The organism is Paraliobacillus sediminis, from assembly GCF_003426055.1.
On sequence record NZ_QJSI01000002.1, the window covers coordinates 1,112,802 to 1,137,706 of the forward strand.

General features: G+C 34.5%; 23 protein-coding genes. 5 read left to right on the forward strand and 18 right to left on the reverse strand.

What is annotated here, in order from left to right; all coding sequences use genetic code 11:
- Nucleotides 1-320 precede the first annotated feature (320 nt).
- Nucleotides 321-416 (reverse strand): putative holin-like toxin, encoded by a 96-nt coding sequence (locus D2K60_RS11655; protein ID WP_112180420.1) that lies wholly within the window; start codon nt 414-416, stop codon nt 321-323.
- A 356-nt stretch (nt 417-772) separates the two neighbouring features.
- Here D2K60_RS11655 and D2K60_RS11660 point away from each other — a divergent pair, with 356 nt between their 5' ends.
- The gene (locus D2K60_RS11660) at nt 773-1,156 is read left to right on the forward strand and encodes a DUF4183 domain-containing protein (protein ID WP_117170153.1); all 384 of its coding nucleotides are present in this window, start codon (nt 773-775) and stop codon (nt 1,154-1,156) included.
- 47 nt (nt 1,157-1,203) lie between these two features.
- On the opposite strand, the gene D2K60_RS11665 is transcribed toward D2K60_RS11660, so the two are convergent.
- From D2K60_RS11665 to D2K60_RS11710, 11 genes are all read right to left on the reverse strand, one after another.
- Nucleotides 1,204-1,569 (reverse strand): DUF4183 domain-containing protein, encoded by a 366-nt coding sequence (locus D2K60_RS11665; protein WP_240335302.1) that lies wholly within the window; start codon nt 1,567-1,569, stop codon nt 1,204-1,206.
- A 390-nt stretch (nt 1,570-1,959) separates the two neighbouring features.
- Nucleotides 1,960-2,034, reverse strand: a complete 75-nt coding sequence (locus tag D2K60_RS21325; protein WP_420818825.1) for a putative holin-like toxin — start codon at nt 2,032-2,034, stop codon at nt 1,960-1,962.
- Between the two features lie 292 nt (nt 2,035-2,326).
- Complete coding sequence (locus D2K60_RS11670; protein WP_117170154.1) at nt 2,327-3,163, reverse strand: nuclease-related domain-containing protein; 837 nt, start codon at nt 3,161-3,163, stop codon at nt 2,327-2,329.
- Between the two features lie 348 nt (nt 3,164-3,511).
- Entirely contained in the window at nt 3,512-4,960 is a 1,449-nt protein-coding gene (locus tag D2K60_RS11675; protein ID WP_117170155.1) for a glycoside hydrolase family 1 protein, read from the reverse strand.
- A gap of 21 nt (nt 4,961-4,981) precedes the next feature.
- Nucleotides 4,982-6,874 carry a beta-glucoside-specific PTS transporter subunit IIABC gene (locus tag D2K60_RS11680; protein ID WP_117170156.1) on the reverse strand — a complete coding sequence of 631 codons (1,893 nt, stop codon included), beginning with the start codon at nt 6,872-6,874 and terminating at the stop codon, nt 4,982-4,984.
- 103 nt (nt 6,875-6,977) lie between these two features.
- Nucleotides 6,978-7,817 (reverse strand): BglG family transcription antiterminator LicT, encoded by an 840-nt coding sequence (gene licT / locus D2K60_RS11685; RefSeq protein WP_162880769.1) that lies wholly within the window; start codon nt 7,815-7,817, stop codon nt 6,978-6,980.
- Nucleotides 7,818-8,180: 363 nt separating this feature from the next.
- Entirely contained in the window at nt 8,181-9,308 is a 1,128-nt protein-coding gene (locus tag D2K60_RS11690; protein ID WP_117170158.1) for an MFS transporter, read from the reverse strand.
- 116 nt (nt 9,309-9,424) lie between these two features.
- Nucleotides 9,425-9,967: a TetR/AcrR family transcriptional regulator gene (locus tag D2K60_RS11695; RefSeq protein ID WP_117170159.1), complete on the reverse strand. Its 543-nt coding sequence runs from the start codon at nt 9,965-9,967 to the stop codon at nt 9,425-9,427.
- Nucleotides 9,968-10,695: 728 nt separating this feature from the next.
- Entirely contained in the window at nt 10,696-11,535 is an 840-nt protein-coding gene (locus tag D2K60_RS11700) for a sugar ABC transporter permease (protein WP_117170160.1), read from the reverse strand.
- Nucleotides 11,535-12,836, reverse strand: a complete 1,302-nt coding sequence (locus tag D2K60_RS11705) for a carbohydrate ABC transporter permease (RefSeq protein WP_117170161.1) — start codon at nt 12,834-12,836, stop codon at nt 11,535-11,537. Before D2K60_RS11705 ends, D2K60_RS11700 begins: the two co-directional genes overlap by 1 nt.
- A gap of 100 nt (nt 12,837-12,936) precedes the next feature.
- A complete protein-coding gene (locus tag D2K60_RS11710) occupies nt 12,937-14,220 on the reverse strand; it encodes a sugar ABC transporter substrate-binding protein (protein ID WP_117170162.1) in 1,284 nt (427 codons plus the stop codon).
- Between the two features lie 636 nt (nt 14,221-14,856).
- Between D2K60_RS11710 and D2K60_RS11715 the strand changes: the two genes are divergently transcribed.
- From D2K60_RS11715 to D2K60_RS11725, 3 genes are all read left to right on the forward strand, one after another.
- Nucleotides 14,857-16,974 carry an alpha-amylase family glycosyl hydrolase gene (locus D2K60_RS11715; RefSeq protein WP_117170163.1) on the forward strand — a complete coding sequence of 706 codons (2,118 nt, stop codon included), beginning with the start codon at nt 14,857-14,859 and terminating at the stop codon, nt 16,972-16,974.
- Between the two features lie 106 nt (nt 16,975-17,080).
- Nucleotides 17,081-18,838: an alpha-glycosidase gene (locus D2K60_RS11720; protein ID WP_117170164.1), complete on the forward strand. Its 1,758-nt coding sequence runs from the start codon at nt 17,081-17,083 to the stop codon at nt 18,836-18,838.
- Between the two features lie 230 nt (nt 18,839-19,068).
- Nucleotides 19,069-19,809 (forward strand): TspO/MBR family protein, encoded by a 741-nt coding sequence (locus tag D2K60_RS11725; protein ID WP_117170165.1) that lies wholly within the window; start codon nt 19,069-19,071, stop codon nt 19,807-19,809.
- A gap of 198 nt (nt 19,810-20,007) precedes the next feature.
- Here D2K60_RS11725 and D2K60_RS11730 read toward each other — a convergent pair whose 3' ends face one another.
- The 4 genes from D2K60_RS11730 to D2K60_RS11745 all read right to left on the reverse strand — a co-directional run bounded on the left by D2K60_RS11730 (nt 20,008) and on the right by D2K60_RS11745 (nt 23,139).
- Nucleotides 20,008-20,778, reverse strand: a complete 771-nt coding sequence (locus D2K60_RS11730; protein ID WP_117170166.1) for an isoprenyl transferase — start codon at nt 20,776-20,778, stop codon at nt 20,008-20,010.
- Nucleotides 20,779-20,842: 64 nt separating this feature from the next.
- Nucleotides 20,843-21,061 (reverse strand): helix-turn-helix domain-containing protein, encoded by a 219-nt coding sequence (locus D2K60_RS11735; protein ID WP_117170167.1) that lies wholly within the window; start codon nt 21,059-21,061, stop codon nt 20,843-20,845.
- Between the two features lie 12 nt (nt 21,062-21,073).
- Nucleotides 21,074-21,565: a DUF2975 domain-containing protein gene (locus D2K60_RS11740; protein ID WP_117170168.1), complete on the reverse strand. Its 492-nt coding sequence runs from the start codon at nt 21,563-21,565 to the stop codon at nt 21,074-21,076.
- Nucleotides 21,566-21,921: 356 nt separating this feature from the next.
- Complete coding sequence (locus tag D2K60_RS11745) at nt 21,922-23,139, reverse strand: Bcr/CflA family multidrug efflux MFS transporter (RefSeq protein WP_117170169.1); 1,218 nt, start codon at nt 23,137-23,139, stop codon at nt 21,922-21,924.
- A gap of 189 nt (nt 23,140-23,328) precedes the next feature.
- Between D2K60_RS11745 and D2K60_RS20695 the strand changes: the two genes are divergently transcribed.
- Nucleotides 23,329-23,484, forward strand: a complete 156-nt coding sequence (locus D2K60_RS20695) for a hypothetical protein (protein WP_162880770.1) — start codon at nt 23,329-23,331, stop codon at nt 23,482-23,484.
- A gap of 164 nt (nt 23,485-23,648) precedes the next feature.
- Here D2K60_RS20695 and D2K60_RS11750 read toward each other — a convergent pair whose 3' ends face one another.
- Nucleotides 23,649-24,074, reverse strand: a complete 426-nt coding sequence (locus D2K60_RS11750; RefSeq protein WP_117170170.1) for a PH domain-containing protein — start codon at nt 24,072-24,074, stop codon at nt 23,649-23,651.
- 54 nt (nt 24,075-24,128) lie between these two features.
- Nucleotides 24,129-24,836, reverse strand: a complete 708-nt coding sequence (locus D2K60_RS11755; RefSeq protein WP_117170171.1) for a M23 family metallopeptidase — start codon at nt 24,834-24,836, stop codon at nt 24,129-24,131.
- Between the last annotated feature and the right edge of the window lie 69 nt (nt 24,837-24,905).

The following is a 24,905-nucleotide window of genomic DNA, read 5'->3' on the forward strand; positions in this document are numbered from 1 at the left end:
TAAATAAACTGTTGATTTTAAATTAAAAAAGAAACCTAATGTTTTGAAATTTCTCATATTGAGTTAAACCCACAGTATAATCAAAAAATGCTACTTTTACTTCATTTATTATATTTTTAAAAATTGTCCTACAGATTTATCAGCTATGTTATTATTCCTTGTATGTAATAAATATGGTATAATTTAATTAAGATAATTATACACTAATAAACCACAGCGCGAACTGTGGTTTATAGATAAGCGGTTCCCCCAGAGGGAGGGATCGGCTATCATTTTTTTGGATAGACCTCACCTAATCACTTAAGGGTAGATAGGGAGGTCTATTTTCTATTGATCAACGTTACGATCAATGCGAGTAATGCAAGCAAGAAGGTGCCAAAACCAAACAGCACCATAAAACTTTCATACATACCCATAGGCATCACCCCCTCTCATTGGGGACTTAGCCGACCTCTCCTTAACAGAACATTATCTCTCTAAATTATACCATAAACAAAGAACAAAAAAGGAACTACTGTTCTTCTTTATTTAATTTTCTCTTAGAACCAAATGAGCACTAAGACTTTGCTTCCTATACAATCTTCTCACCTACTACAGAGTTTACTATTAATAACCGCCCATTTATTCATTTAATTCTATCTGTTCTTCAAAATAGGTTAGGCTACTGCTTTATTCTTTCTATTTTCTAGTAAATTAACTTATACATCTTGTATTAACCAGACATATACTAGTGTTGTAAGTTGTCATATTTGCTTAAAAAGGAGGGATAATATTGGCCTTACAACTAATGAAACTAGCAATCACAGCCACAACAGATGTAACAGTTGAACCATCACCTGAAAGATTTTTTTATGTCACAGCTTCAGAAACCGCTGCTGATGCAACTTTATCTATCGATGCAGCAGACTTCTTTGGAGATGATGGTTCGGCAGTAACTGAATTACCCGATTTAGCAACTGATAACAGTTATTTTAACGTTTATATCAATGGTGTCTTGCAAATGCAAGGGAATGCAACGTATACACCAGGTACTACCGGAACTGGTTCACTTGATTTCACCGTCCCAACAGGTGCTGATCCAATCTTAACTAATTCACCAGTTGTCCTCGAAGTAATAAATTACACTCCAAGTACAACTACAGATGTTGCAACATAAGATATGTTCATAGGAAAAGTAGCACAATTAATAATGTGCTACTTTTTTTAATAAACCGTGATAAATTGTATAATAATTAAGGATCTATTAATAGGGATATCTTCCGTATTCAGTATCAATTTTCCAGTTTCAATCTGATAATTCATTGGCGGTTGAAGAACCCCGTTAATAAATACGTTAATATAAGAAACGTCTTTTGGATTTAAAATACCTTTATCTCCATATTTCCTAATCTCATCACTACTCGTATATATTTTTTTTAGACCGTCTGAATATGCATTGTATTGATAAGTCTCCACTCTTCGTTTCAAAGGTGAAAAATTTAATTTAATATTGTGCGCAGTTGTTGTTTTAACTGTATCATAGACACGTGGAACAGTTATATAGTGTTTATTTTTTTTAGTGGATTCCACTTCTGATACTCCTCACATATAAAATAATTATAATTATAATGTATGTAAGTTTAATAATACCTGTGTAGTGAAGAGGCCCTTACTATGATCAGCTGTGGCTATTGTGGAACGTTCTAAATATGATATGCCTTTTTCTGGCCCTATTATGGAATTTGGCTCCAAAAAATCCGATTGCAAGAATATCTAAGTATTTACTTTCTAATTGAGACTTTTCAGCTATTTTACTATTTCTTGTATGTAATAAATATGGTATAACTTAATTAAGATCATTATATACTAATAAACCACAGCGCGAACTGTGGTTTATAGATAAGCGGTTCCCTAAAGTGGGATCGGCTATCGTTATTCCGGATAGACCTCACCTAAGAACTTAAGGGTGAATTGGGAGGTCTATTTTCTATTGATCAACGTTACGATCAATGCGAGTAATGCAATCAATAAGGTGCCAAAACCAAACAACATCATAATGGAAGCAAGGCATGATTCTCTGCTTTCAATAACAAAAAAACGAAACCACAGATTAGTTCATAATCTGTGGTTTCCCATAATATAAAAGTCATTATTTACAATCCTTACTATAGGATAATAATTATCTCCGCTTAAGAAACACTTGTTACAGATCTTGGAGGTACTTTATCGCAATCTATTGTAACAACCCGAACTCAAAAGTCTTCATATTATTATAGGAATCACCAAGGTAATCAAGCATTGATTTTAACTGCTCTACATAAGGAAGCACAGAACCGTCCCCTGCTTCCTACTGATGCTCGTAACAATACACTTTCCCTTTAAATCGTTCATTATCTAAACAATACTGCTTCACCTTTTCGGTAACAGCTTTATCACATACAACACACGTGCTTGTGGAAGTAGTGGTTTTAGTTGGAGTAGCATTAGCAGTCACAGCCTTTATCGCTTCATTATGCTGCGCTCGAATCGATTGATCCGTGATGTTTGCATCTAGTAAACTTTGATAGATGCGATCGATCTGATCCTCTGTCAAAAGGGGATTTTTATGTGTAATCTTTTGGACATTCACTTTTCTATAGATAAATTCCGATAATTCAATATCATAGACAATCAAATTATTAGAAGTAATCTTCCGTAATTCCAGTCCGACTTTGAACGTACAGCGTTTTGTGAAAGACACCATCGAAATAATAAGGTCCTTTTGCTTCACACCCGCTACCTGCACTAACGCTTTAATATGTCCAAAATTCTGATTGAAAGGATTCATGAACTTAAACTTCCCATTCACAAGCCAAGTCTTTCTATCTTTTCCACCATAAATTGTTCCCTGGTAATTTTTCGTCTCAATCACAAAAATCCCATAAGGCGTAAGCACAACATGATCTATTTGAGAATAACCAGACTTTGATTTAGGATTCTTAATCATAAGATCATTCACATACCGGTATTCTTTTGGCATCTGAGCCAGCTGAATATCAATCTTATGCTCCCCAATTTCTCCCTTAACCGCAGCAAGTTCCTCAATACTTCTATTTGTCGGTAATTTTTTCTTCTGAACCTTTTGCTTTTTTGCTTGTATAGGCTTTGTTTCTTTTTGCTTCTTTTTCTTAAAAAATTTAAACATTGTACTGCTCCTTATTATCCATCATTTGATTCTCTAGACTTTGCTTTAAAACCTTTTTCTATTTTAACAGAAAGTTCGAGTTAATAAGTAAAAACTATTACTTTTCTCCTATAAAAAATAAAAATGCGCTAGCCATTGGAATGGAAGGATGCTTTTGGGGTTAGGTTAGATATCTAGTAGTCAATAGACGAATCAAAAGTAGAATACCCTATGAAATAATTGTTATATCTAAACAAAAAAATCCAGATCTCACTACAAAAAGTAGAGATCTGGATTTTCAGAAACCTTATCATTCCAAGTGATATCGATTTCAAGAATAATATATGCACTGGAAGAATGAAGAAATATTTATAAGCTATCTCCATTACTTTTTATTACTTTTTTATACCAGTCAAAACTTTTCTTTTTCGAACGTTCAAAACTTCCATTACCATAGTTATCCACATCTACATATATGAAACCATATCGTTTACTTACCTCAGATGTTGAAACACTAATGATATCAATTGGACCCCAACTTGTATATCCCATTACATCTACACCATCATTGATCGCTTCACGTATTTCAACGAGATGCTCCCTTAAATAATTAATGCGGTAATCATCATCAATACTGCCATCTTCATTTATCTTATCAATTGCGCCTAGACCATTTTCAACTATAAAGAGTGGGATTTGATAACGGTCATATAATTTATTTAATGTGATTCTTAAACCTACAGCATCAATTTGCCAACCCCATTCAGAAGATTCAAGATATGGATTCTTTAAACCTGAAAACAAGTTACCAGGTGCTCTATCTCCTTTTGGTCCTGCACTCTCTACAAATGACATATAGTAGCTAAATGAAATAAAATCAACCTTATTAGCTAGTAGTACAGCTTCATCATCTGCTTTCATATCGATCACGATATTATTCTCTGCAAAATATTTCTTAATGAAATTCGGGTAGTATCCTCGTACTTGAACATCCGTATAGAAAAAATTCATTTGCTCTTGTTTTAACGTTTTCAAAACATCAGCAGGATTACACGTTTCCGGATAAGTTTCTAATCTAGCAAGCATACACCCTATTTGTGCATCAGGATTTATTTCACGACATAACTTTACAGCTACGGCACTTGCAACAAATTGATGATGAAGTGCTTGATAAATAGCTTGATCAATATTTTCAAATCTATCTGTTATTAGCCCGCCACCATTATAAGGTGCTAGTGCGATTGCATTAATCTCATTGAAGGTCAACCAATACTTTACTTTGTCACGATAGCGTTTAAAAACAGTTTCCGCATAAGTAGTGAACATATCAATCACCTGTCTATCAATCCATCCATTAAATCGAGAAACTATTGATACTGGCATTTCATAATGTGATAGTGTAACAACCGGCTCAATATTGTATTTTTCCAATTCATCAAAAACACGGTCATAAAACGCTAATCCCTCTTCATTTGGTTGCAAATCATCACCATTTGGAAAGATTCGTGCCCAAGAGATAGACATGCGATAAGTTTTAAAACCCATTTCAGCAAATAACGCAATATCTTCTTCATAATGATTGTAAAAGTCTACTCCCCATCTTTTTGGATAAACTGCATTAGAACTATCATTCAGTGCATTTTCAAATTGTTCAGAAGTTAATTGAACAGCATTATCACCATTACGTTCTTCTTTAGGTATAAAAGGAATCAAATCAGCAGTTGATAGTCCTTTCCCACCCAAGTTATATCCACCTTCTAATTGATTTGCGGCAGTTGCGCCACCCCATAGAAAATTTTCAGGAAATTTATTACTCATTTTATATACACTCCTTATTTATTATTTTATAGTAGTTAAAATTGTTTCTTCTTTATTAATAGCTTGATGAGCATCAAAGGACTTTCTATCAACTTTTGTGAATTGATCGTTATTTGTAACAATGATCAATGTCACCATATTGTAACCCTTATCTGTAATAGCTTTTCTATCAAAAGTAATCAATTCTTGCCCTTTTTTCACTACTTCCCCTTGTGTCACTTTTATCTCAAAATGTTCTCCATCTAAATTAACAGTTTCAAGACCTATATGAATCAAGATCTCTACTCCGGTATCTGATTTTAATCCAATTGCATGTTTTGTTGGATATAACATAACTACTCTACCATCAAAAGGAGAAACTAATAGATTTTCAGTTGGCTGAATTGCTACTGTAGTCCCTAATACTTCTTCTGAAAATGTTTTATCTGTTAATTCATTTAACGGAATATGTGTCCCTTTTAATGGATTACCAATTGGAAAAGATCCTTCTGAAATAGTATTAATTTCTGTCGATTCTTCCGTTTCTGCATGATCAGTTATCGTATCGTCATCAGATGGTACATCCTCAAAGCCGAGAATTACCGTAAAAATAAATCCAAGAACAAATGCTATAAATACTGATATACCTGTATAAACTAAATTCATAGAATCAGCTGGATCAATATACACAGGGAATGCTTCCAATCCTTGGGCTACAAAACCGAAACATTTGATACCAAAATACATTGCAAACCCGCCACTGATAGCACTCGATATCATGGTAGCATATAATGGTCTTCTTAATTTCAAACTCACTCCAAATATTGCTGGTTCTGTAACACCTAGCAAAGCGGAAATACCTGAAGAAACCGCAATTGATTTGAATTTCTTGTTTTTAGTCTTTAATGAAACAGCAAAAGCCGCTCCAGCCTGTGACAAACTGTTAACAATGTTAAGTGGTAAAATAAATGGATCGAATCCACTTTTACTCATATTTTGAAGAATAAGAGGCGCAAAACCATAGTGCATACCTGTTACAATAAATAATGGTAATAGACCACCAACGATTATACCAGCCATTACACCACCATACTCGTATAACCAACCAACACCAATACCAACATAATCTCCAATGATAAAGCCAATTGGTCCAGCAACAATTAGTGCGAATGGAATCATAATCATGAAAACGAGTGTTGGTGTTAATACGATTCTTAACGCATTTGGAATAATTCGATTAATCCACTGATAAACATAGCTCAGAATCCAAACCATGAGAATAACAGGGATTACTGTAGCACTGTAATCTATAAACGGTATTGGCATTCCGAGAAAATCTAAACCAGATTCTCCACCAGTAACTCCAGCGGTTATAGTTGGATACAATAGTGCTCCAGAAATAGCTACCGCTAAATATTCACTAACATTAAATCTTTTTGCTGCAGAAATAGCTAATAAAAATGGTAGAAAGTAAAACGCCGCATTTGATATTATTGTTAATACTTGAAATGCATCACTATCCTGTGAAATCCAACCGGTTACTTGTAATAATGCAAGGAAACCTTTCATCATTCCAGCACCAGCGATGGCAGGAATAACAGGAGAAAACACACCTGAAATCATATCAAGGAATCGGCTAGCCATACCTTTCTTGTTTTCATTTTTATCAACGCTTTGCTCTTTATTTTGCAAACCAACGATGGCTTCAATTTCTTTAAATACATCAGCTACTTTGTTACCAATAATAATTTGCAATTGTCCATTTTGAAATTGTGCACCCATTACATCAGATATTTCTTTTATTCCGGTTAAATTAACTTTTTGCTCATCTTTAACATGGAACCGCAACCGTGTAACACAATGCCATGCTCGAGTAATATTACTCTCTCCTCCAATTTGCTCAACAATCTTCTTTGCCAATTCTGAATGATTCATAATTATCACCTATTCTCTTGTTATTTTTGAAAAAAAATACCTAAGTATATCTAATAGATATACTTAGGTAATGCCTGATTTAACAGTGACACCCTATGCTTCATTATTCTTTTCTAGTGGTCATGCGATGAATATGAATCGTTAAATAAGCTAACTCCTCATTCGAACAAACCCATTTATATTCTACACTGAGATATCGCTCGATTTTTTTTACACAGTTATACGCATTCGTATATCTTTCCTTTATATGGTCATATAAAGAAGCAATCTCTTCGTTTTGGTTTTTCTCGCTGTTTAATTGTCTTATTATAAAGTATCTTAAATGCGTCATTAATCTGGAAAAATTAATCGAGTTTTCTTCCAACTTGATTTGAAAATGATAGCTTATAATTTCTAATACCTTATTCATAATCTCTGTAATTTGAAATGTCTCTTTCATTTCCTCTTGTTGATACTGTGCATTAACAAAATGCAGGGCAATAGCTGTAGCTTCATTGTCAGGAAGAACAATGCTTGTTTGTTCTTTTATTAGTTCCAATGCTTCCCTTCCAATTTGGTATTCATTATGATAAATATTTTTCACTTCCCAATGAAGTGGATTTTGTATCACAATATTCTGTTTTTCTTTTTCAAAAGCAAAGTTTAAATGATCAGCTAACGTCACTAGAAAGACATCATTAAATTCTTTTTGTAAAACTTTTTCCCCGATTTCAATAATCTTATTTGTTAAATAAATATAGTCTGCTGGAATATCATTAAAAATATTGGATAGTTGACTAGATTCAGGTTTATTTAATGAATATGTTTTATCAATTAATGACTGGTCAATTTCTTCAAATTTTTGTTTTTTAAAACCAACACCTTTCCCCATAACTATTATTTCGTTTCCGTTTTGATCTAACACTAAAGCAACATTATTATTAAAGGCTTGTTTTAATTTCATTTTACATCCCTCTTTATTGTTCAATAAAATAAAAAAACCAATTACAAACATGAGGAGATATTTTCCCCACAGTTTATAATTGGTTATGCCTGATCTAGTCAGTGACAATCCAGTAACTTAAATAAAGAATAGCATTAAGTGAAAGCGTAGTCAACAATATTTTTAATCTTTTATTATAAAATAATAATAACTGGCTAGATCATTGTCTTAGGGAAGTATACTCGCTAATAACACTTTAATCAACTAGTTCCTTAAGTATCTTTAACTCTGTCAAAACTAGTCTTTACTACGTTTGCTACGTTACAATTGCTTTTGTTTATGGTAGATATAATTCCAATCATTATATTTATAAAGTAAGGAACCTTATTTTTTTGGTTTAAAAATTAAAGCAATAAAACTAGTCATAGCAAATACGGTAAACATGACTTCATAACCTGCAAACGCAGCGACAATTCCACCAATAAATGAGCCAAATACTTGCCCTAAAGCTAATAGTAAAAATGGTAAACCAAGACCAAATGAAGAATTTGTTTTAAAGATATTGATGCCCCAAATGATCAGAACACCTGTCATGAATATATAGGAACTTCCAAACAAAATCGCTGATATGACAACAGGGAGAGAGCCCGAAAATAAACCTAGTAACAAGGAAGAACTTCCTAGAAAAATAACACTTACTCGGTAGGAAGCTAATAATCCGATTTTCGAGCTAAAATAACCGGCAAAACCGCCTAATACTCCTGCCATACCAATAATGATCCAAAACCCTTGCGTGAGCGCTTCAGGAATATTCTCCATTTGAAGTAAAAAATCTCTTGAAAACGTCCAATAAGCAGCACTCGTTATACCTAATAGTAAAGAAGATAAAATTAAAGGATAAGCATTACTAATATCCTTTTTTGTCACATGAAATGCTTGGGTCTGACGACTTTTTTTTATATCTTTATGTTTTGGAATGATCTTATAATTAAGCATCAATATAATGAACGCTATTAGTGTAAACAGAAGGTAAGTCAGTCTCCAGTTGGAACCTAAAAAAATAACCATAACTCCTGTTAATGCAGTTCCCAAACTAGTACCAGCATTGATCCACGTATTTGTTGGAGAATGCTTATCCTGATCCACCCATTTTTTTATCACATCTGCATAAGGAGGGGAGGACAACCCCGTACTTATGCCAGCAATAAAGATCCCAATTCCCAAAGATATTGCATCATTGGCCATAGATATGATGCCCATTCCAATAACTGCTGTAATCCCCGCTATTAAAATCAGTATATGGGAACCAATTTGCTGCATATACAATATCGCCATGATAATTGCTATACAATATGCCAAATACGATAATGAAGAGATTACTCCCGCCTCAGATGGGTTGATATCCAGAGATTTCCTTATATAAGGGAGAACTAATCCATAACTAAACCTCGCAAAACCATAAGTTACCGCAATCATCGGTAAACCCACCATAATTAATCTTTTTGAATCCATTAACAACACCTTTACCTTTCTATATAGAACGATCATTATATTTTTTAGTAAATGAAAAAATCTTGAGCAAACACCGCCCTAAGACTTTTCATTCTAGTTGTGCGACACTTTTTTATTTAACCCTCATATGAAGCGCCATAGTCCATAGACTTTATCGAATCTATAAATGCCATCTCCACATCATCCATATTCAAGGATTCAGATAAAGCCGTGGCTCCTTCGAACAATAACACTAACTGTATAGCCTCGCTATGATTGAAGCTAAGTTCTTCAAAAAAAGCCAGCAACGACCTTTTATGTTCAGTTACATATTGGACAATCTCATGATCTTCATCAGAAGAAAACTCTTCTTTAGCCCTTAAAAACATACATCCATTCTTATTATTTTTTCGAATAAAATCAATATGCACTTCTGCTAAGGACAATAGCGGTGAGCTTTTGGAATTTCTAACAGCTGATTTCAGTATAGTAAAATACTTTTCATCTCTTTTTTTAAGTACGTCTAGGATCAAAGCTTCTTTTGAGTCAAAATGATTATATAACGTCATAAGCGCAACGTTTGATTCTTTGATAATTCGCTTTAAGCCAATAGCATGAAAACCATGGTTATAAAATAACTTTTCCGCATGTTCAATCAGATCTTGTTTCTTTTTGCTCATAAGATGAACACTCCTTTTTATATAGAACGATCACTATAAAAAATATCACAAAATCATTTCTCTTGCAACATTTTCATCTTACATTTTCTTAATAGCAGCAACAATGTAAAATAACATTATTGTTCAGTAAAATGTTGTGCATTTAAATGAAAACACCAGTATTATGTAGTGGTCTCCAACAATATGGCTTCATTATGACAAGACGCGAACTCAATTAGAGATTCACAACTTTTTGTTGACATATTCTTTTTGATGGTGATATTATCTACGCTTATATCCCCGTCATGTTTTATATCCTCTTAACAAGCTGAACTAGATTTATTTAGTTGCTATTATATGCTGTTTTCATAACAAAAAGAAACTAGATAAAATAAACACTGTCTACATGACATTACAATGGAAAAGTCAAGGCGATGTAGAATTGTAAAAAAAATCACAATTCCTTCACAATAGTTTTATCAATATAGTCCCCAAGTAAGACTTCTTACTTTAATAACTCTTTGGGACAACACATCAACAAAGTAATTTAAGTCTTTCAATATAGGTCTCTATCTCGATTTCTTCCCTTTCTAACACAAGTGGATTAAGTGATACAAGGCGTTCATCTGAAGCATAGTTGCTCGTGACTTTAAAAACTTCATACCATTAGAAACCCTGAATTCTCTTTATAGCAATGTAAATAAACATGCATCCAAGCAACTGATTAGCAGTTACTTGGATGCATGTGATTAACCTTTTGTTCCCCCAGCAGTTAATCCTGATATTAAATATCTTTGCAAAAATAAGTATACGGTCGCTACTGGAACTGCTATTAAGATTGAACCAGCTGCAAATCGTGTAAAGTTATTTGCAAATTGATCATTAATAAAATTAAATAACCCAACTGCAAGCGTATAGTTTTCCTGACTTGACAGAACAATAGATGGCAATAAAAAATCGAAAAGTGGCATCATAAAATTAAACAATGCAACAACAGCTAATATTGGTTTAGCTAGTGGAAGTATGATACTCCAAAAAACTCTGAAATGTCCAGCACCATCAATGCGTGCAGCTTCATCAAGTTCACGTGGAATCGTATCAAAGTAACCTTTTACTAACCAAGCGTTAAAAGGAATTTGTCCACCAAGATAAACAAATATTAATCCAGTCAACGTATCTAGCATTCCTATTATATTTAAGAATATATACAGTGCAACCATAGCCATCATAACAGGGAACATTTGAAGCAATAAAAAAATATATAAAGCATTCTTTTTACCTGCAAATTGAAATCGAGAGAAAGCATATGCAACTAATGATGTGATAATTACACTACCAGCAGCAACTGATAAGGAGACGATTAATGAATTTTTGTACCACATTAAATAATCACTATTTCTACTAAATAACCATTTATAATGCTCTAAAGAGAAATTTTCTGGGATAATAGAAGATGAATATAAGCTACTTCCTTGGTTAAATGACATACCAACAGTCCAGATTAATGGGTAAAAAATAATGACAGAAGTAATTATTATAACGAGATACATAATTAATACTTCTACTACTGACTTCTTTTTTTGATTCACTACATTTCACCTTCTTCTTTAAATGATTTTGTTTGTCTAAATTGATAAAAAGCAAAGCCTGAAATAATTAATCCCATAATTAGTGAGATAACCGCAGCCATCGCATAGTTATTCGTATCAAAGGTTAACTTATAAACCCAAGAAATCAATATATCTGTTCCGCCGGCATTTTGCCCTCTTACTGGAGGTCCGCCTTCATTGAACAAGTAGATAATGTTAAAGTTATTAAAATTCTGAGCATATTGCATAATTAGTAATGGAGCAGTAGCAAACAAAACATGTGGCAGGGTGATGAATCGGAATTTTTGAAAACGCGAACCACCATCTACATCAGCTGCTTCATACCAATCTTTAGAAATACTTTGTAACACTCCAGTAAATAAAGCAAAAATAAACGGAAATCCTAACCATGTTTGAATTAAAATGATGGCTGTTCTCGCATAGAGAGGTTCAGTCAACCAAGGAATACCATCTCCACCGAAAAGAGGAATGATAATATCTCTATTAATAGCACCAAAATCATCATTAAACATGGCCGAAAAAATTAAAATGGTAACAAATGCAGGGACGGCCCAAGGTAGAATTAAAATCGTACGAATTAGTTTTTTAAATTTTATTCTAGAATCATTCACTATTAATGCTAAGATCATCCCTAAAGCAATTTGAAGTGTTGTTGCTATGATTGTCCATACAACTGTCCATGCTAAAACACTTATAAAAGTATCTTGCCAAATTGGAACTGTAACCAATTCTTTAAAATTCTCAAAACCAACCCAATCTACTAGACTTCTAGGTGGCGAGTTATACAGATTGTAATTTGTGAATGCTAAGAGAACAGAAAAAAGCAAAGGGAAGATTACGACAATAATCATAAGTAACAACCCCGGAAGTGTCATTAAGTATGGAAAAGCATTATCATAGAAACTAATAATTGAAGCTTTAAATCCTTTAGGTACCCAACCATTTTTAATTTGAATCGCCTGTTTTCTTGCATCTATTACATTAAAGATGTAAAGTATCATCAAAATAATTGTCCCAATGAATGATAAGACGCCAAATACTAGCAATCTTATCGAATGATCTTCTCCTGGAATAGTACCTAGCGTTCTTAATCCCCATAGTCCAAAATTAATGGCGTTTATTAGCGTGCTTAGCAAGACCAATTCTAATAAAATAAAAATGAGCCCTTTAATAAATCTTCGATTGTAAAGCTGACCTAACCCTGCAAATGCGATAGACAATACAGTAGCTATGCTAGGATTATGTTTATTGGTCCTTTTGTTTATCGATGCATTATCCATTTTAATTACTCCCCTTTCAATAATTTATCAAGAATGAGAGGGAAGGATATTCCTTCCCTTTTAAATAGTTGGTATTTTAACAATCCAAAAGCGCCTCATTTTACTCTGCTCCACTAGCTTCTATGTTACTCTGGATTTGTTCTACGGCTTCATCTAGAACAGATGAAACATCCTCTCCTTCGGCTATGAATTGTAATGCATTATTCATTGGCTCCCATACTTGAGACATTTGCGGCGTGCTTGGCATAGGCACACCATTAGCAATTTGGTCACTAAATGAAGCGAAAATCGGATCTTCAATTGATTCAAGTGCATTTGTATTCGTTGGTAATTCTCCCGCGATTTCAAAATAATATGCTTGATTTTCTTGGTTAGTCATAAATAAAGCAAGATCAGTAGACCATTTAACATTCTCAGAATAGTACGATACCATCCATGCTTTCGTTCCTACTAATGTTTGCGCAGGTTGACCATTAATTTCAGGGAATGGCGCAAAAGCAAGACTCTCACCTAATGCCTCTTTATAACTAGTAATACTCCATGGACCATTAATCACAGCACCAACTTTACCTTCAGTGAACAATCCATCAATAACGTCGTTTGTAGTAGATACCGGTATCCTTCCATTTTCGAAAAATGATTGGAATAACTCTCCGCCTTCTATTGCTCCTTCATTATTAAGACCGATATCTGTCGTATCATATTCTCCAGTTTCTCCACCAAAAAGATATGCCCCATTTGTTTTGAAGAAAGGGTAAGCAAAGTATAAGTCGTTTGGTCTCATGAGAAATCCAAATTGATCTTGTGATGGGTCTGTATGTTCCTCTAATGCAACTAATAAATCATCAATGGTTTCGGGTTCATCAATAATATTTTTGTTATAGAAAATCCCATACGTTTCAATTACTGATGGAATACCATATACATTGTTTGTACCATTAAATTCATATTGAACCGACTCAATAGAAGCAGTACTATAGTTCTTTAAATTGTCCTCCGTTATCTCTAAGGGCTGAGATAGCCCTTGAGCTACAATATCACCGGTTCTATCATGAGGTTGAAAAAATAAATCAGGGCCGCGTCCTTCAGGTCCAGCTAAAGCTAATTCATCCAACTGCTCTAGCATTGATTTCGCAACGACATTAATTTTAATTCCTTCTTCTTCCTCATAATCTGAGGCTATTTTTTGTATTGCTTCTAATTGTTTTTCTTCATCATTGGCCCAGATGGTTAATTCTTCAGGTTTACTCACTTCTTCGTCATCTGTATTTCCTGAATTAGCCTCCCCATTAGTCGTGTCTTCTCTATCAGGAGAACATGCCCCTAATGTAATCATTGCAAGTAATAAAGTGATCAAAAGAATAAAAAAATTTTTATTTTTCATAATAACAGCTCCTTTTCATTTTTTATGCAATCGTTTGCTTATTCCTTGTTATTTACCAAATAACAAGCCACCCCCCTTCTTTAAAAATAAAAAAACAACCCCGACTTTTTTAAAGTCGGGGTTGTTTGCAATAGCCGCAAAATCAGCGCCCTCAATTTGTAAATTTAGTGATAACTAGGTTGTGACATCATTTTATAAAATAATGTTAATTTATGCAAGCGTTTTCTTAAATAAAATTTAGAAAGTATAATTTGCAGTAATTTTTTTAAGACATTTATACTATTGTTATTTACTTTGTGATAATTCACATAAATGGATATATATTTTAAAAATAATTGTAATATAGTGAAATTGATTGCTTTTATTTCATACGTCTTCTATTTTGATTGCAAAAAATGAAATTATAAAACCAATTTATTCAAGTAACCTTAAAATATTTATTGACATTGCAATTTGTCCTTGTAATAATAAATGTAACAACCTTGATATAACTTAATTTACAAACTAAGGGCGCTGATTTTGTAATTAAAACAAACAACCCCGACTTTAAAAAAGTCGGGGTTGTTTGTTTTTTTTTTAGAAAGGAGGATCGTTTGTTGTTTACTGTATATCAAAAATAGGAAGGTTGTGTACAATATGCTTATTAAATTTTGTTCGATAGTGAAATCGGTTACGTTTATCTGTGTCGTATTGGGGATCTTTATAAATTTATCTGATGGTGTATATGCTTCTAGCCAGTTAAACAAAGTGAATTATTCAAAAGATACCATTTATCAAATTGTTACAGACCGATTTTCTGACGGTGATTATTCTAATAACCCGGATGGTGATTTGTTTAGTGAAACAGATTTGCATAAATATATGGGAGGAGATTGGAAAGGCATAACGGACAAAATAGAAGACAATTACTTTACTGATCTAGGTATTACTGCAATTTGGATTTCTCAACCCGTCGAAAATGTTTATGATATTCATCCAGAAGGATATACCTCCTATCATGGTTACTGGGCTAGAGATTATAAAAAAAACAATCCGTTCTATGGAAGTTTTGATGACTTTGATGCTTTAATTTCCTCGGCGCATAGTCATGGCATTAAAATAATCATGGATTTCACACCAAATCATTCTTCACCAGCTTTAGCGACGGATAGTTATTATGTGGAAAATGGAGCTATTTATGACAACGGAGCATTACTTGGTAATTACTCTAATAATTTAGATTTATTTCATCATAATGGTGGTACAGATTTCTCATCTTATGAAGATGGGATTTATAGAAATCTATATGATTTAGCGGATTATAATTTACAAAATCAAACAATAGACCAATACCTTAAACAATCAATAGAATTGTGGTTAGACAAAGGTATCGACGGAATAAGAGTTGATGCGGTAAAACATATGTCGCAGGGCTGGCAAGAATCCCTTATGAACCATATTTATTCTTATCAGCCTGTCTTTACTTTCGGTGAGTGGTTTTTAGGTGAAAATGAGATAGATGCTAAAAATCATAATTTCGCAAATGAAAGTGGTATGAGCTTATTAGATTTTCAATTTGGACAGCAAATTAGAGAAGTACTTAAATCTAAAGAAGATAATTGGCTCGACTTTCATGCAATGATTGAAGATACATCCAATAGCTACAATGAAGTAAATGACCAAGTAACATTCATTGATAATCATGATATGAGTAGATTTTATGATGAAGCTGATGCAAAAACAAACACAGATATTGCTTTAGCTGTCTTGCTTACTTCTAGAGGTGTTCCGACAATATATTATGGCACAGAACAATATTTGACAGGTGAAACTGATCCAGAAAATAGAAAGCAAATGCCTGGTTTTGATCGAACAACAACATCTTATAAACTTATTAGCAAGTTGGCACATTTACGCCAATTGAATCCAGCTTTAGGTTATGGAACAACAACAGAACGTTGGACTAATGAAGATGTGTATGTATTTGAAAGGAAGTTTGGAAACAATGTTGTTATTACAGCTGTAAATAGTAGTGATCAAAGCTACACAATTAATAATCTTCAGACTTCGTTAACAGAAGGAACACATCCCGATGTATTAGAAGGTTTATTGAAAGGTGATTCGCTTCATGTAGACCAAGAAGGTCAAGCCACCAGTTTTGAATTAGAAGCAAATGAGGTAGCTGTATGGGAAGTAACTGAACCAGCAAACACACCAACTGTTGGTCATGTGGGCCCAATGGTAGGACAGTCTGGAAATGAAATCACTATAAGTGGTGAAGCATTTGGTCAAGAACAAGGTTCAGTTCTGTTTGGTAACAATCAAGCTACAATTGTATCTTGGGATAATTCAGAAATAGTAGTAAACATCCCTGATATACAAAGTGATTTCTATACTATTGAAGTGGTAACAAATGATAATATAGAAAGTAATGCTTACGCAGACTTTGAGGTCTTAACAGGTAAATTAATACCAGTTCGGTTTATAGTGGAAGAAGCAACAACTGATTATGGTAATGCTATTTATCTTGTTGGAAATACCCAGGAACTTGGAAACTGGGATGTTGAAAAAGCTATTGGACCATTCTTCAATCAAATAATGAAAGAATATCCAACTTGGTACTATGACATAAGTGTTCCCTCGAATCATACACTTGAATATAAATTTATCAAGAAAGATTCTAGTGGAAATATAGTTTGGGAAGGCGGTACTAACCGTTCATACGTCACTCCGACTGAAGGGACAGATTCCTTAACTTCAACATGGAGAAATTAAATTAAATTAAATTACAACAATTGAGAGGCAATGTTTTAATACCTAAACAACCCCATTAATAAATAACTATTAATGGGGTTGTTTATTTAGAAAAGGAGAATGCAAATTGTTACTAGAAGCGATTAAACATAGAAGCGTTAATCCATATGTTTACGGTAAAAATGAAAATGAAATTAGTATTATGATAGAAACAAGTAGAAATGATATGAAAACAGTAGAATTACTATTTGGTGACCCTTATGACTTTCCGAAAGATAAGTGGAAATATACTACAAAGCAGTTGATTAAAACAGGAGAATCAAAGTTAAAGGACTATTGGAAACTTACAATTCCACCAAAATACCGTAGACTTCGTTATGGCTTTCGTTGCATAGATCAAGATAACCAAGAAGTGATTGTTACAGAAAAAGGCTATCATGATGAAATGCCGGATGATATACAAAGTTATTTCTGCTTTCCCTACCTACACAAAACAGATATATTTCAAGCTCCAGAGTGGGTGAAGGATACTGTTTGGTATCAGATTTTTCCTGAGCGATTTGCGAATGGAGATTCATCCACAAATCCAGATAAAGTATTACCATGGGGTTCGACTAGTCCAAAACAAGATAATTTCTTTGGCGGAGATTTTAAGGGGATTATTAATCACCTAGATTATCTACAAAAACTTGGAATTTCGGGGCTATATCTATGTCCAATATTTAAAGCACATTCCAATCATAAATATGACACGATTGATTACATGGAGATTGACCCACAATTTGGTGATAAAGAGACTTTTCGAGAGCTCGTAAAACAATGTCACCAACGAGGCATTCGCGTGATGCTTGATGCGGTATTCAATCATAGTGGCTTTTATTTTGAACCCTTTCAAGATGTTCTAGCAAAAGGTGAAAAATCGCAATATAAGGATTGGTTTCATATTTGGGACTTTCCAGTACAAACAAACCCATTACCTAACTATGATGCATTTGGCTTTGTATCAAACATGCCAAAGCTAAATACGGAGAATCCTGATGTAAAGGACTATTTACTAGAGGTTGCACGCTATTGGATTGAAGAATTTGATATTGATGGTTGGCGTTTAGATGTGGCAAATGAAATTGACCATGACTTCTGGCGAGATTTCCGGAGAGTGGTTAAAGCTGTAAAATCAGATACCTATATACTGGGTGAAGTTTGGCATGACTCTATGCCTTGGCTACAGGGTGATCAATTTGATGCAGTAATGAACTACCCATTTACAACGAGTGTCATTGATTTTTTTGCTAAAGATGAAATAAGCACTTCGCAATTCGCTAACCAAATTACTGATTTACTGCACATGTACCCGGATACTGTAAATGAAACAGCCTTTAACTTGTTAGACAGTCATGACACAGCGCGTATTCTAACGTTGGCAAATGAAGAAAAAGAACGCATTCGTTTATTATATGTTTTTCACTTCTCTTTTATCGGTACACCGTGTATCTATTACGGCGATGAGATAGGAATGAGTGGTGGAGAAGAGCCTAGTTGCAGGGCATGCATGGAATGGGATGAATCCAAACAATACCAAGAACTATTTCAGTTTATCCAGCAGTTAATAAAAATGAGAACTGAGATAACAGCTTTTGGTAATCAAAGCACTTTTCGATTTTTACAAATAGATGATCAAGAGAAAGCAATTGTTTATGAAAAACAAAAAAATCATCAAAAAGTTGTTTTTGTTTTAAACAATCATAAAAACGCTAAAACGATAGCTGTAGAAACATTAAATGGTAAAGACGTAAAAGAATGTTTTTCTGGACAACGAAGAACTTTTGATGCGAAAGCAACAGTTAAGCTTGCACCATTTGGTTTTGCTTGTTTTCAAATCCTTTAAATATAGGAATTGTAGCTAAAGCGTATTTATTACTTAAAGGTAGCTTCATAGATAGTCTATACTACGACCTCCTCCCTTCTCTTCAATTGAAGGGGGATTTTTATTTGAATTAACAAGGAACGACCACGATAGTTTTACGTTTACTAATGATTATCCATCACTACAAAATTAGCAAAATTAAGGTTTTATTTTCCTGCAAAAGTGAATATAAACAATAAAGGAGTGAGAAAATGTTACGCTTTTTTATTAACCTGTTTGCACTAGTTTTTGTTATCGCAATCAATTATTTATCTAACGCATTACCATTTAACGGACAAACCACTGCAGAAATTTCTAATCGATTAAACGTCTTATTCACACCAGCTGGATATGTTTTCAGTATTTGGGGCGTAATATATTTACTTTTGGCAATATGGGTGTTTCGTCAGCTACCTAAAGGACGACGGGATTTACCTGTTTATATCAAAGGAACCCCATTATTTATTTTAAGCTGTTTCTTAAATAGTGTTTGGTTATTTCTATGGCATTACGAATATTTCAACTTATCTGTCATAATTATGCTTGCTTTTTTAATCAACTTAATCGTTTTATACACGCGTGTAAAAGCTGTTGCAACGAGCTTCAGCGACCTTTTACCTTTTTCCGTTTACTTAGGCTGGGTTAGTGTTGCAACAATAGCGAACGTTAGCTACGTACTTGTCGAGAATGGTTGGAACGGTTTTGAATTATCAGATAGCTTTTGGACGATTGCAATGCTCATTATTGCTACCTTGTTAGCAGTACTATTCCGTTTAAAAGAAAAAGATATTGCTTACCCACTCGTATTCGTTTGGGCTTTCATTGGAATAGGAATAAGGAATTCATCGGAATATTCACTCGTCGCTTACACTGCCTTTTTCTTTGCAGCAGTTGTGTTTTTAATTGCTTTGTTTGGTCGACAAAAACATTTACCGACTAGACTTCGAAAGTAATAAATGTTAGAAAATAAGAGCAAAGCACCCGCTCAGTAGTTGTAACGAAGACAACTTTGCACTCCAAAGCTATCAAATAACGACGTACCTTATATAATAGTTAATATCGCATTCAAACAAAAACGGGAGAAGCTATATGCTCTCCCGTTTTTTGATTATCTATTTTCTTTTGACAAAAACCGAAAAGCAGAGACTCCACTACTTACATTCTAATCCACCAAATCTTCTTTTTCGTAACTGGTATTCTTCCAACGCAAGCCTAAATTCATTTTCAGAAAAGTCCGGCCATAGCACATCAGTGAAACAAAACTCCGTGTAGGCCATTTGCCATAACAGGAAATTGCTCAGGCGCTTCTCTCCACCAGTTCGAATAAGCAGGTCTGGATTTGGCATACCGGCTGTTTCTAGGTACGTTGAAAAATGTTGTTCGTCTACTTCATCAAGGGAAATTTTCTTATCGATTAGATCAGCGAACATATCCTTCATCGCATGCAACATCTCATGTTTACTACCATAATTAAGGGCAAGATTCAGCTGAAGACCGTCATTATCTTTCGTAGAGTCAATCGCATATTGCAGCGCTTCACGTGTAGATACCGGAAGACCTTCCATATTACCAATTACCTCAATGCGTACATTATTGGATTTAATGTCTGGGAGATAAACATGTAGAAACTCTTTGGGAAGCTTCAATATAAAGTCGACCTCTGGCTTTGGACGCTTCCAGTTTTCTGTGGAAAACGTGTACAGTGTCAATACCTTCACCTTACATTTGACTGCTACCTTGACCACTTTTACAACGATAGATAATCCTTCTTTATGCCCAGCAAACCTTGGAAGGCCTCGTTTCTGAGCCCAACGTCCGTTTCCATCCATAATGATGGCGATATGGTCCGGTGTATGCGCTTCTGTATAATGAAAGTTTATTTTCTCATCTTTTTTAGTTAAAAAGGGAATTTTCACATTCATTGTAAACCTCCTAAAATCATTGTTTTTCTTAGATTCATCCATAACATCGTATCAGACTTTACGGTTACGCCTGATCCTCATCGTCACTTCTGTATTCTAAAATGTCTCCTGGTTGGCAATCTAGAGACTTACAAATTGCCTCTAAAGTTGATAATCGAATCGCCTTTGCCTTTCCATTTTTCAAAATAGAAATGTTGGCCATTGTTATCCCAACTCTTTCTGAAAGCTCTGTTACGCTCATCTTCCTTTTTGCCAGCATCACATCAATATTGATTATAATCATCTATTTTCCACCTCAGACTGTTAAATCATTTTCAGATTTTATCTTGATAGCTTGCTGCAAGAGTCTTTGAAGCGTCGCAACAAAGACTGCGACAACCAAGGCAGCACAAGCGATAACCAACCCGAGCAATACGAGACCAGGTGCATCGTCCCACTGAGCTATGACAAAAATCAACGGTAAAGCCACTACATACAAACCAAAGATTAGTTTAGCAGCGTTTTTTATCTTCCGCAGCGCATTCACCGATAACGTTGAGAAAGCCTGGTTCTTGTCAATATAACGTAAAAGCAATAATCCTTGATACAACGCAATATAAAACGGTATTGCCGAACCATACATAATAATTAAAATGCTAAATACAACATATGCTAACATTGCTCCATTTTGCGCTTGTTCGATTGCTTCCATTACTATCTTTGGCAATAACAAGATACACAGAGCAAGCACTGGAATTCCAATCGCAAAAATAGATATTTTTAAAAAGACTGTTGATCCTCGTTTCATCACATACACCTCACCTATTTATTTTCTATTTGTATTCTAACAAGTTATTTATCGTTTTGCAATAAAAAAATATCAATAGTCACTTTATTTTTGGTTTTAGGGAGCAGGGGACGGTTCTCTGCTTCCTTTTCCAATAAATACAAAAAAACCACAGATTAGTTGATAATCTGTGGTTTCGCATAATAATATAAAGGTGCATATTCAAAAGTTCGAGATATTCGTACTGAAAGATAATAGTTATCTCCATTTAGGAAACACTTGTTAAAGATCACAGAGGTACTTTAGCTCAACCCACTTGAACAACCTGAACTCAAAAATCAGCCTGGTATATTGAGAATCACTAAATGTTTCCCTCATCAAATTGGAAGCACAGAACCGTCTCCTGCTTCCCGACCTTTTCGAACTAATATATAGTACGATAAGGAGGCTAAAAGGCTTGCTGAAAAGATAACAACCCCCATTGGAATTGCTGAATTTACTCCCGCTATTCCCACTAGTGGAGCAGTTAACGATCCAAGTAAAAATGGCAATACACCAAGTAATGCAGACGCACTTCCCGCCACATGCCCTTTCGTTTCCATAGCCAAAGAAAAAGCAGACGTTGCTATAATACTGATGGAGGTTACGAAAAAGAAAATAGGAATGGCAACAGCTACTAATGGCGCCTTTAATAGTAGAGCGATCAGCAATAAAATAGCTGCAGAATTAGAAATAGCTAAACCTATTTTCAAAAAAGTACGCTCAGAAATAACTGAGACGCGGCCAACAATTTGTGTACCTACGATTAGTCCCAAACCATTTACGCCAAATAACAAACTGAATACTTGTGGCGAAACACCATAGATATTTTGATAAACAAAAGAAATACCAGACACATACGCAAAGATTCCTGCCATTGTAAAACCTTGTGCAAACGCATAGCCTGTAAATTCACGGTCCTTTAATAAGGTACCGAAATTACCAACTATATTCCTGAAATTGCTTGGTATTCGCTTTTCCGCTGGTAATGTTTCTTCCAATTTGAAGGTAACAACTAGTATTAAAACCAAACTAACGAAAGCCAAGAAAAGAAAAACAACTTTCCAATTTGCAAAGGTAAGGATAGCGCCACCCGCTATTGGTGCAATAATTGGACCAAGATTTCCGACTAACATCAATGTAGCAAAAAATTTCGTGAGTTCCCTTCCACTATAGAGATCCCTAACGACCGCTCTTGATATGACAAGTCCACCCGCAGCTGCAAAACCTTGCACAAAACGCGAAGCAAGCAACGCATAGATATTAGGTGCGACGGAACAAACTAATGATGCAAGTAAATACAAGCTTAGAAAAATAAGTAACGGTTTACGACGACCTATCACATCACTCATTGGTCCAATAATCAATTGTCCAGCGCCTAGTCCTAAAAGACACGTGGTTAAACTTAATTGCACTAAAGAAGCCGTTGTATTTAAGTCTCCTACAATAGTTGGAAAGGAAGGCAAATATGTATCTATTGTGAAAGGACCTAATAAAGAAAGCGAGCCCAACAATAAAGCTATCTGTAACCGTTTCGTCTTTGTTAATGTATCCAATGTATCAATCACCCTTCATACAACATGTTTTTATGAGTTAGAAAATTTTCATTCTCTTACCACGTTACATATTGTATTACTTTAAAGAAAATTTTTCACTAATTATGTCTGACCGCTTTATTTTTGAATAAGCCAGTACTTTCTGTAAACCATATGCGTAACCAAACAATCCTGTGAGGAGACTCTTATATGCCAAAAAATAGAAAAGCGAAACAAAACTTAGATTATATGGAACCTGAATTTGCTGGAACAGATCCACAACAAGTTAAAAAGCAAATTCAAAAAGATGTAAAAAACGGACAAGGTGCAATGACTTCTCGTGAAGCCGGAGGAATGGAAGACTAAACAAAGCATTGATCAAACAAGCTTCCAAAAACAACATGACTTCTCTTGTTTTAGCAACCGGACGATATGAAAAAAAAAAATGGTGTCAGGCAACTAAAAAGTGCCTGACACCATTTTTATGCTATAAACTATCCCCTTAAAAAAACAGGTTTACAATCCTATCTTTATTTATTAATTCTAGTTCTGTTTTCATGCGCAAGCGTTGTTAACGCAACATAAATTGGTTGTACGTTAAATTTCTTACCAAATTCAAACGTATAGGTGCTAGTCTCCACATTGTTCGCCCTATAATAAGGTGAAACAATGTAGTGAACGGTGAGTTCACTATCATCAAAGCCTGTTCCACCAGTTTCCAAAGTCACATCGAAAATAGCATCCATGCTAATAGAAAGTATCCTTGTTTTCTTTCCTGTTACACCTTGATGATCAAGTAAGATTAACCGTTTCTCCGTAAATATAAATGTATCTCGAACTAACTTAAATCCCATTTGAATTTGTTCATCAAGCATTAAATACTCATCGTATTGACTATGTAGTTCGTCAATTGTTACCTCAGAGTAATTACCTAATAGACCATCCATAAAACCCATACACTTCACTCCCTCAAAATAGATATTTCTTCATAGTATATATTTCTACAAAAACTAAGGACTGACAATAGTATCAGCATCAGGGAAAGCGTTCTTACGAGTCTTTCGCACACTTTCTCCTTTATTCCACTGGGAGAATTTACGAAAGTATAACGGTACGCCTTGCGTAATAGAAAAGTCTGTACCACTCATTGCTTGAATATGGATATGTGGTTGCGTTGAGTTTCCAGAATTCCCACAATTAGCGATGTGTTGCCCTTCTAATATATACTGTCCTTTTTCCACTACAAGTGAATTTAACTGTAGGTGAACAATGGCAATAAATACATCAGAATTGTCTGGTGCAATTATTACGTAATTTCCAGCAATCGTTTTTGGTCCCTTACGAATTCTGTTGCCTTGCCCCAACATATAAGGTATCAATGTTAGAACTGATCGCCGTGCTTCATGATCGGGTTCACCATTATGAATGCTGACTACTTTTCCAGAAACAGGTGAGACAACCGGCATACCAAATGCATAGAATACTTCAGGAGACTCGGTACCTAAAAGTGTACGCCAACTTGTGGATGAACTTGATCGATTCTGTTCATCCACTGCAATAAAGTCAATAGCATAACCTACCCCAAACATATCTGTACCATGACTCGGTATCCGCCTTGCTGGAGTAGAACCTACTAACCATCTGCCCATAAAAGGCAAAGAGCCAATCACGCCAGGGCCAATAACATTACTTAACACAGATGCTTCATTATCATGCATACTAAACACCATTCCTATCATAGTATCAATCAAAATTGCAAAAGTTCTTTTTTACAGAATTCTTATCTA

What these genes read in the sequence shown, in the direction of transcription:
- D2K60_RS11655 (WP_112180420.1), bottom strand. Translation starts at nt 416, where the DNA reads ATGGGTATGTATGAAAGTTTTATGGTGCTGTTTGGTTTTGGCACCTTC.
- D2K60_RS11670 (WP_117170154.1), bottom strand. Translation starts at nt 3,163, where the DNA reads ATGTTTAAATTTTTTAAGAAAAAGAAGCAAAAAGAAACAAAGCCTATA.
- D2K60_RS11675 (WP_117170155.1), bottom strand. Translation starts at nt 4,960, where the DNA reads ATGAGTAATAAATTTCCTGAAAATTTTCTATGGGGTGGCGCAACTGCC.
- D2K60_RS11680 (WP_117170156.1), bottom strand. Translation starts at nt 6,874, where the DNA reads ATGAATCATTCAGAATTGGCAAAGAAGATTGTTGAGCAAATTGGAGGA.
- licT (WP_162880769.1), bottom strand. Translation starts at nt 7,817, where the DNA reads ATGAAATTAAAACAAGCCTTTAATAATAATGTTGCTTTAGTGTTAGAT.
- D2K60_RS11690 (WP_117170158.1), bottom strand. Translation starts at nt 9,308, where the DNA reads ATGGATTCAAAAAGATTAATTATGGTGGGTTTACCGATGATTGCGGTA.
- D2K60_RS11695 (WP_117170159.1), bottom strand. Translation starts at nt 9,967, where the DNA reads ATGAGCAAAAAGAAACAAGATCTGATTGAACATGCGGAAAAGTTATTT.
- D2K60_RS11705 (WP_117170161.1), bottom strand. Translation starts at nt 12,836, where the DNA reads ATGGATAATGCATCGATAAACAAAAGGACCAATAAACATAATCCTAGC.
- D2K60_RS11710 (WP_117170162.1), bottom strand. Translation starts at nt 14,220, where the DNA reads ATGAAAAATAAAAATTTTTTTATTCTTTTGATCACTTTATTACTTGCA.
- D2K60_RS11715 (WP_117170163.1), top strand. Translation starts at nt 14,857, where the DNA reads ATGCTTATTAAATTTTGTTCGATAGTGAAATCGGTTACGTTTATCTGT.
- D2K60_RS11725 (WP_117170165.1), top strand. Translation starts at nt 19,069, where the DNA reads ATGTTACGCTTTTTTATTAACCTGTTTGCACTAGTTTTTGTTATCGCA.
- D2K60_RS11730 (WP_117170166.1), bottom strand. Translation starts at nt 20,778, where the DNA reads ATGAATGTGAAAATTCCCTTTTTAACTAAAAAAGATGAGAAAATAAAC.
- D2K60_RS11735 (WP_117170167.1), bottom strand. Translation starts at nt 21,061, where the DNA reads ATGATTATAATCAATATTGATGTGATGCTGGCAAAAAGGAAGATGAGC.
- D2K60_RS11740 (WP_117170168.1), bottom strand. Translation starts at nt 21,565, where the DNA reads ATGAAACGAGGATCAACAGTCTTTTTAAAAATATCTATTTTTGCGATT.
- D2K60_RS20695 (WP_162880770.1), top strand. Translation starts at nt 23,329, where the DNA reads ATGCCAAAAAATAGAAAAGCGAAACAAAACTTAGATTATATGGAACCT.
- D2K60_RS11750 (WP_117170170.1), bottom strand. Translation starts at nt 24,074, where the DNA reads ATGGGTTTTATGGATGGTCTATTAGGTAATTACTCTGAGGTAACAATT.
- D2K60_RS11755 (WP_117170171.1), bottom strand. Translation starts at nt 24,836, where the DNA reads ATGCATGATAATGAAGCATCTGTGTTAAGTAATGTTATTGGCCCTGGC.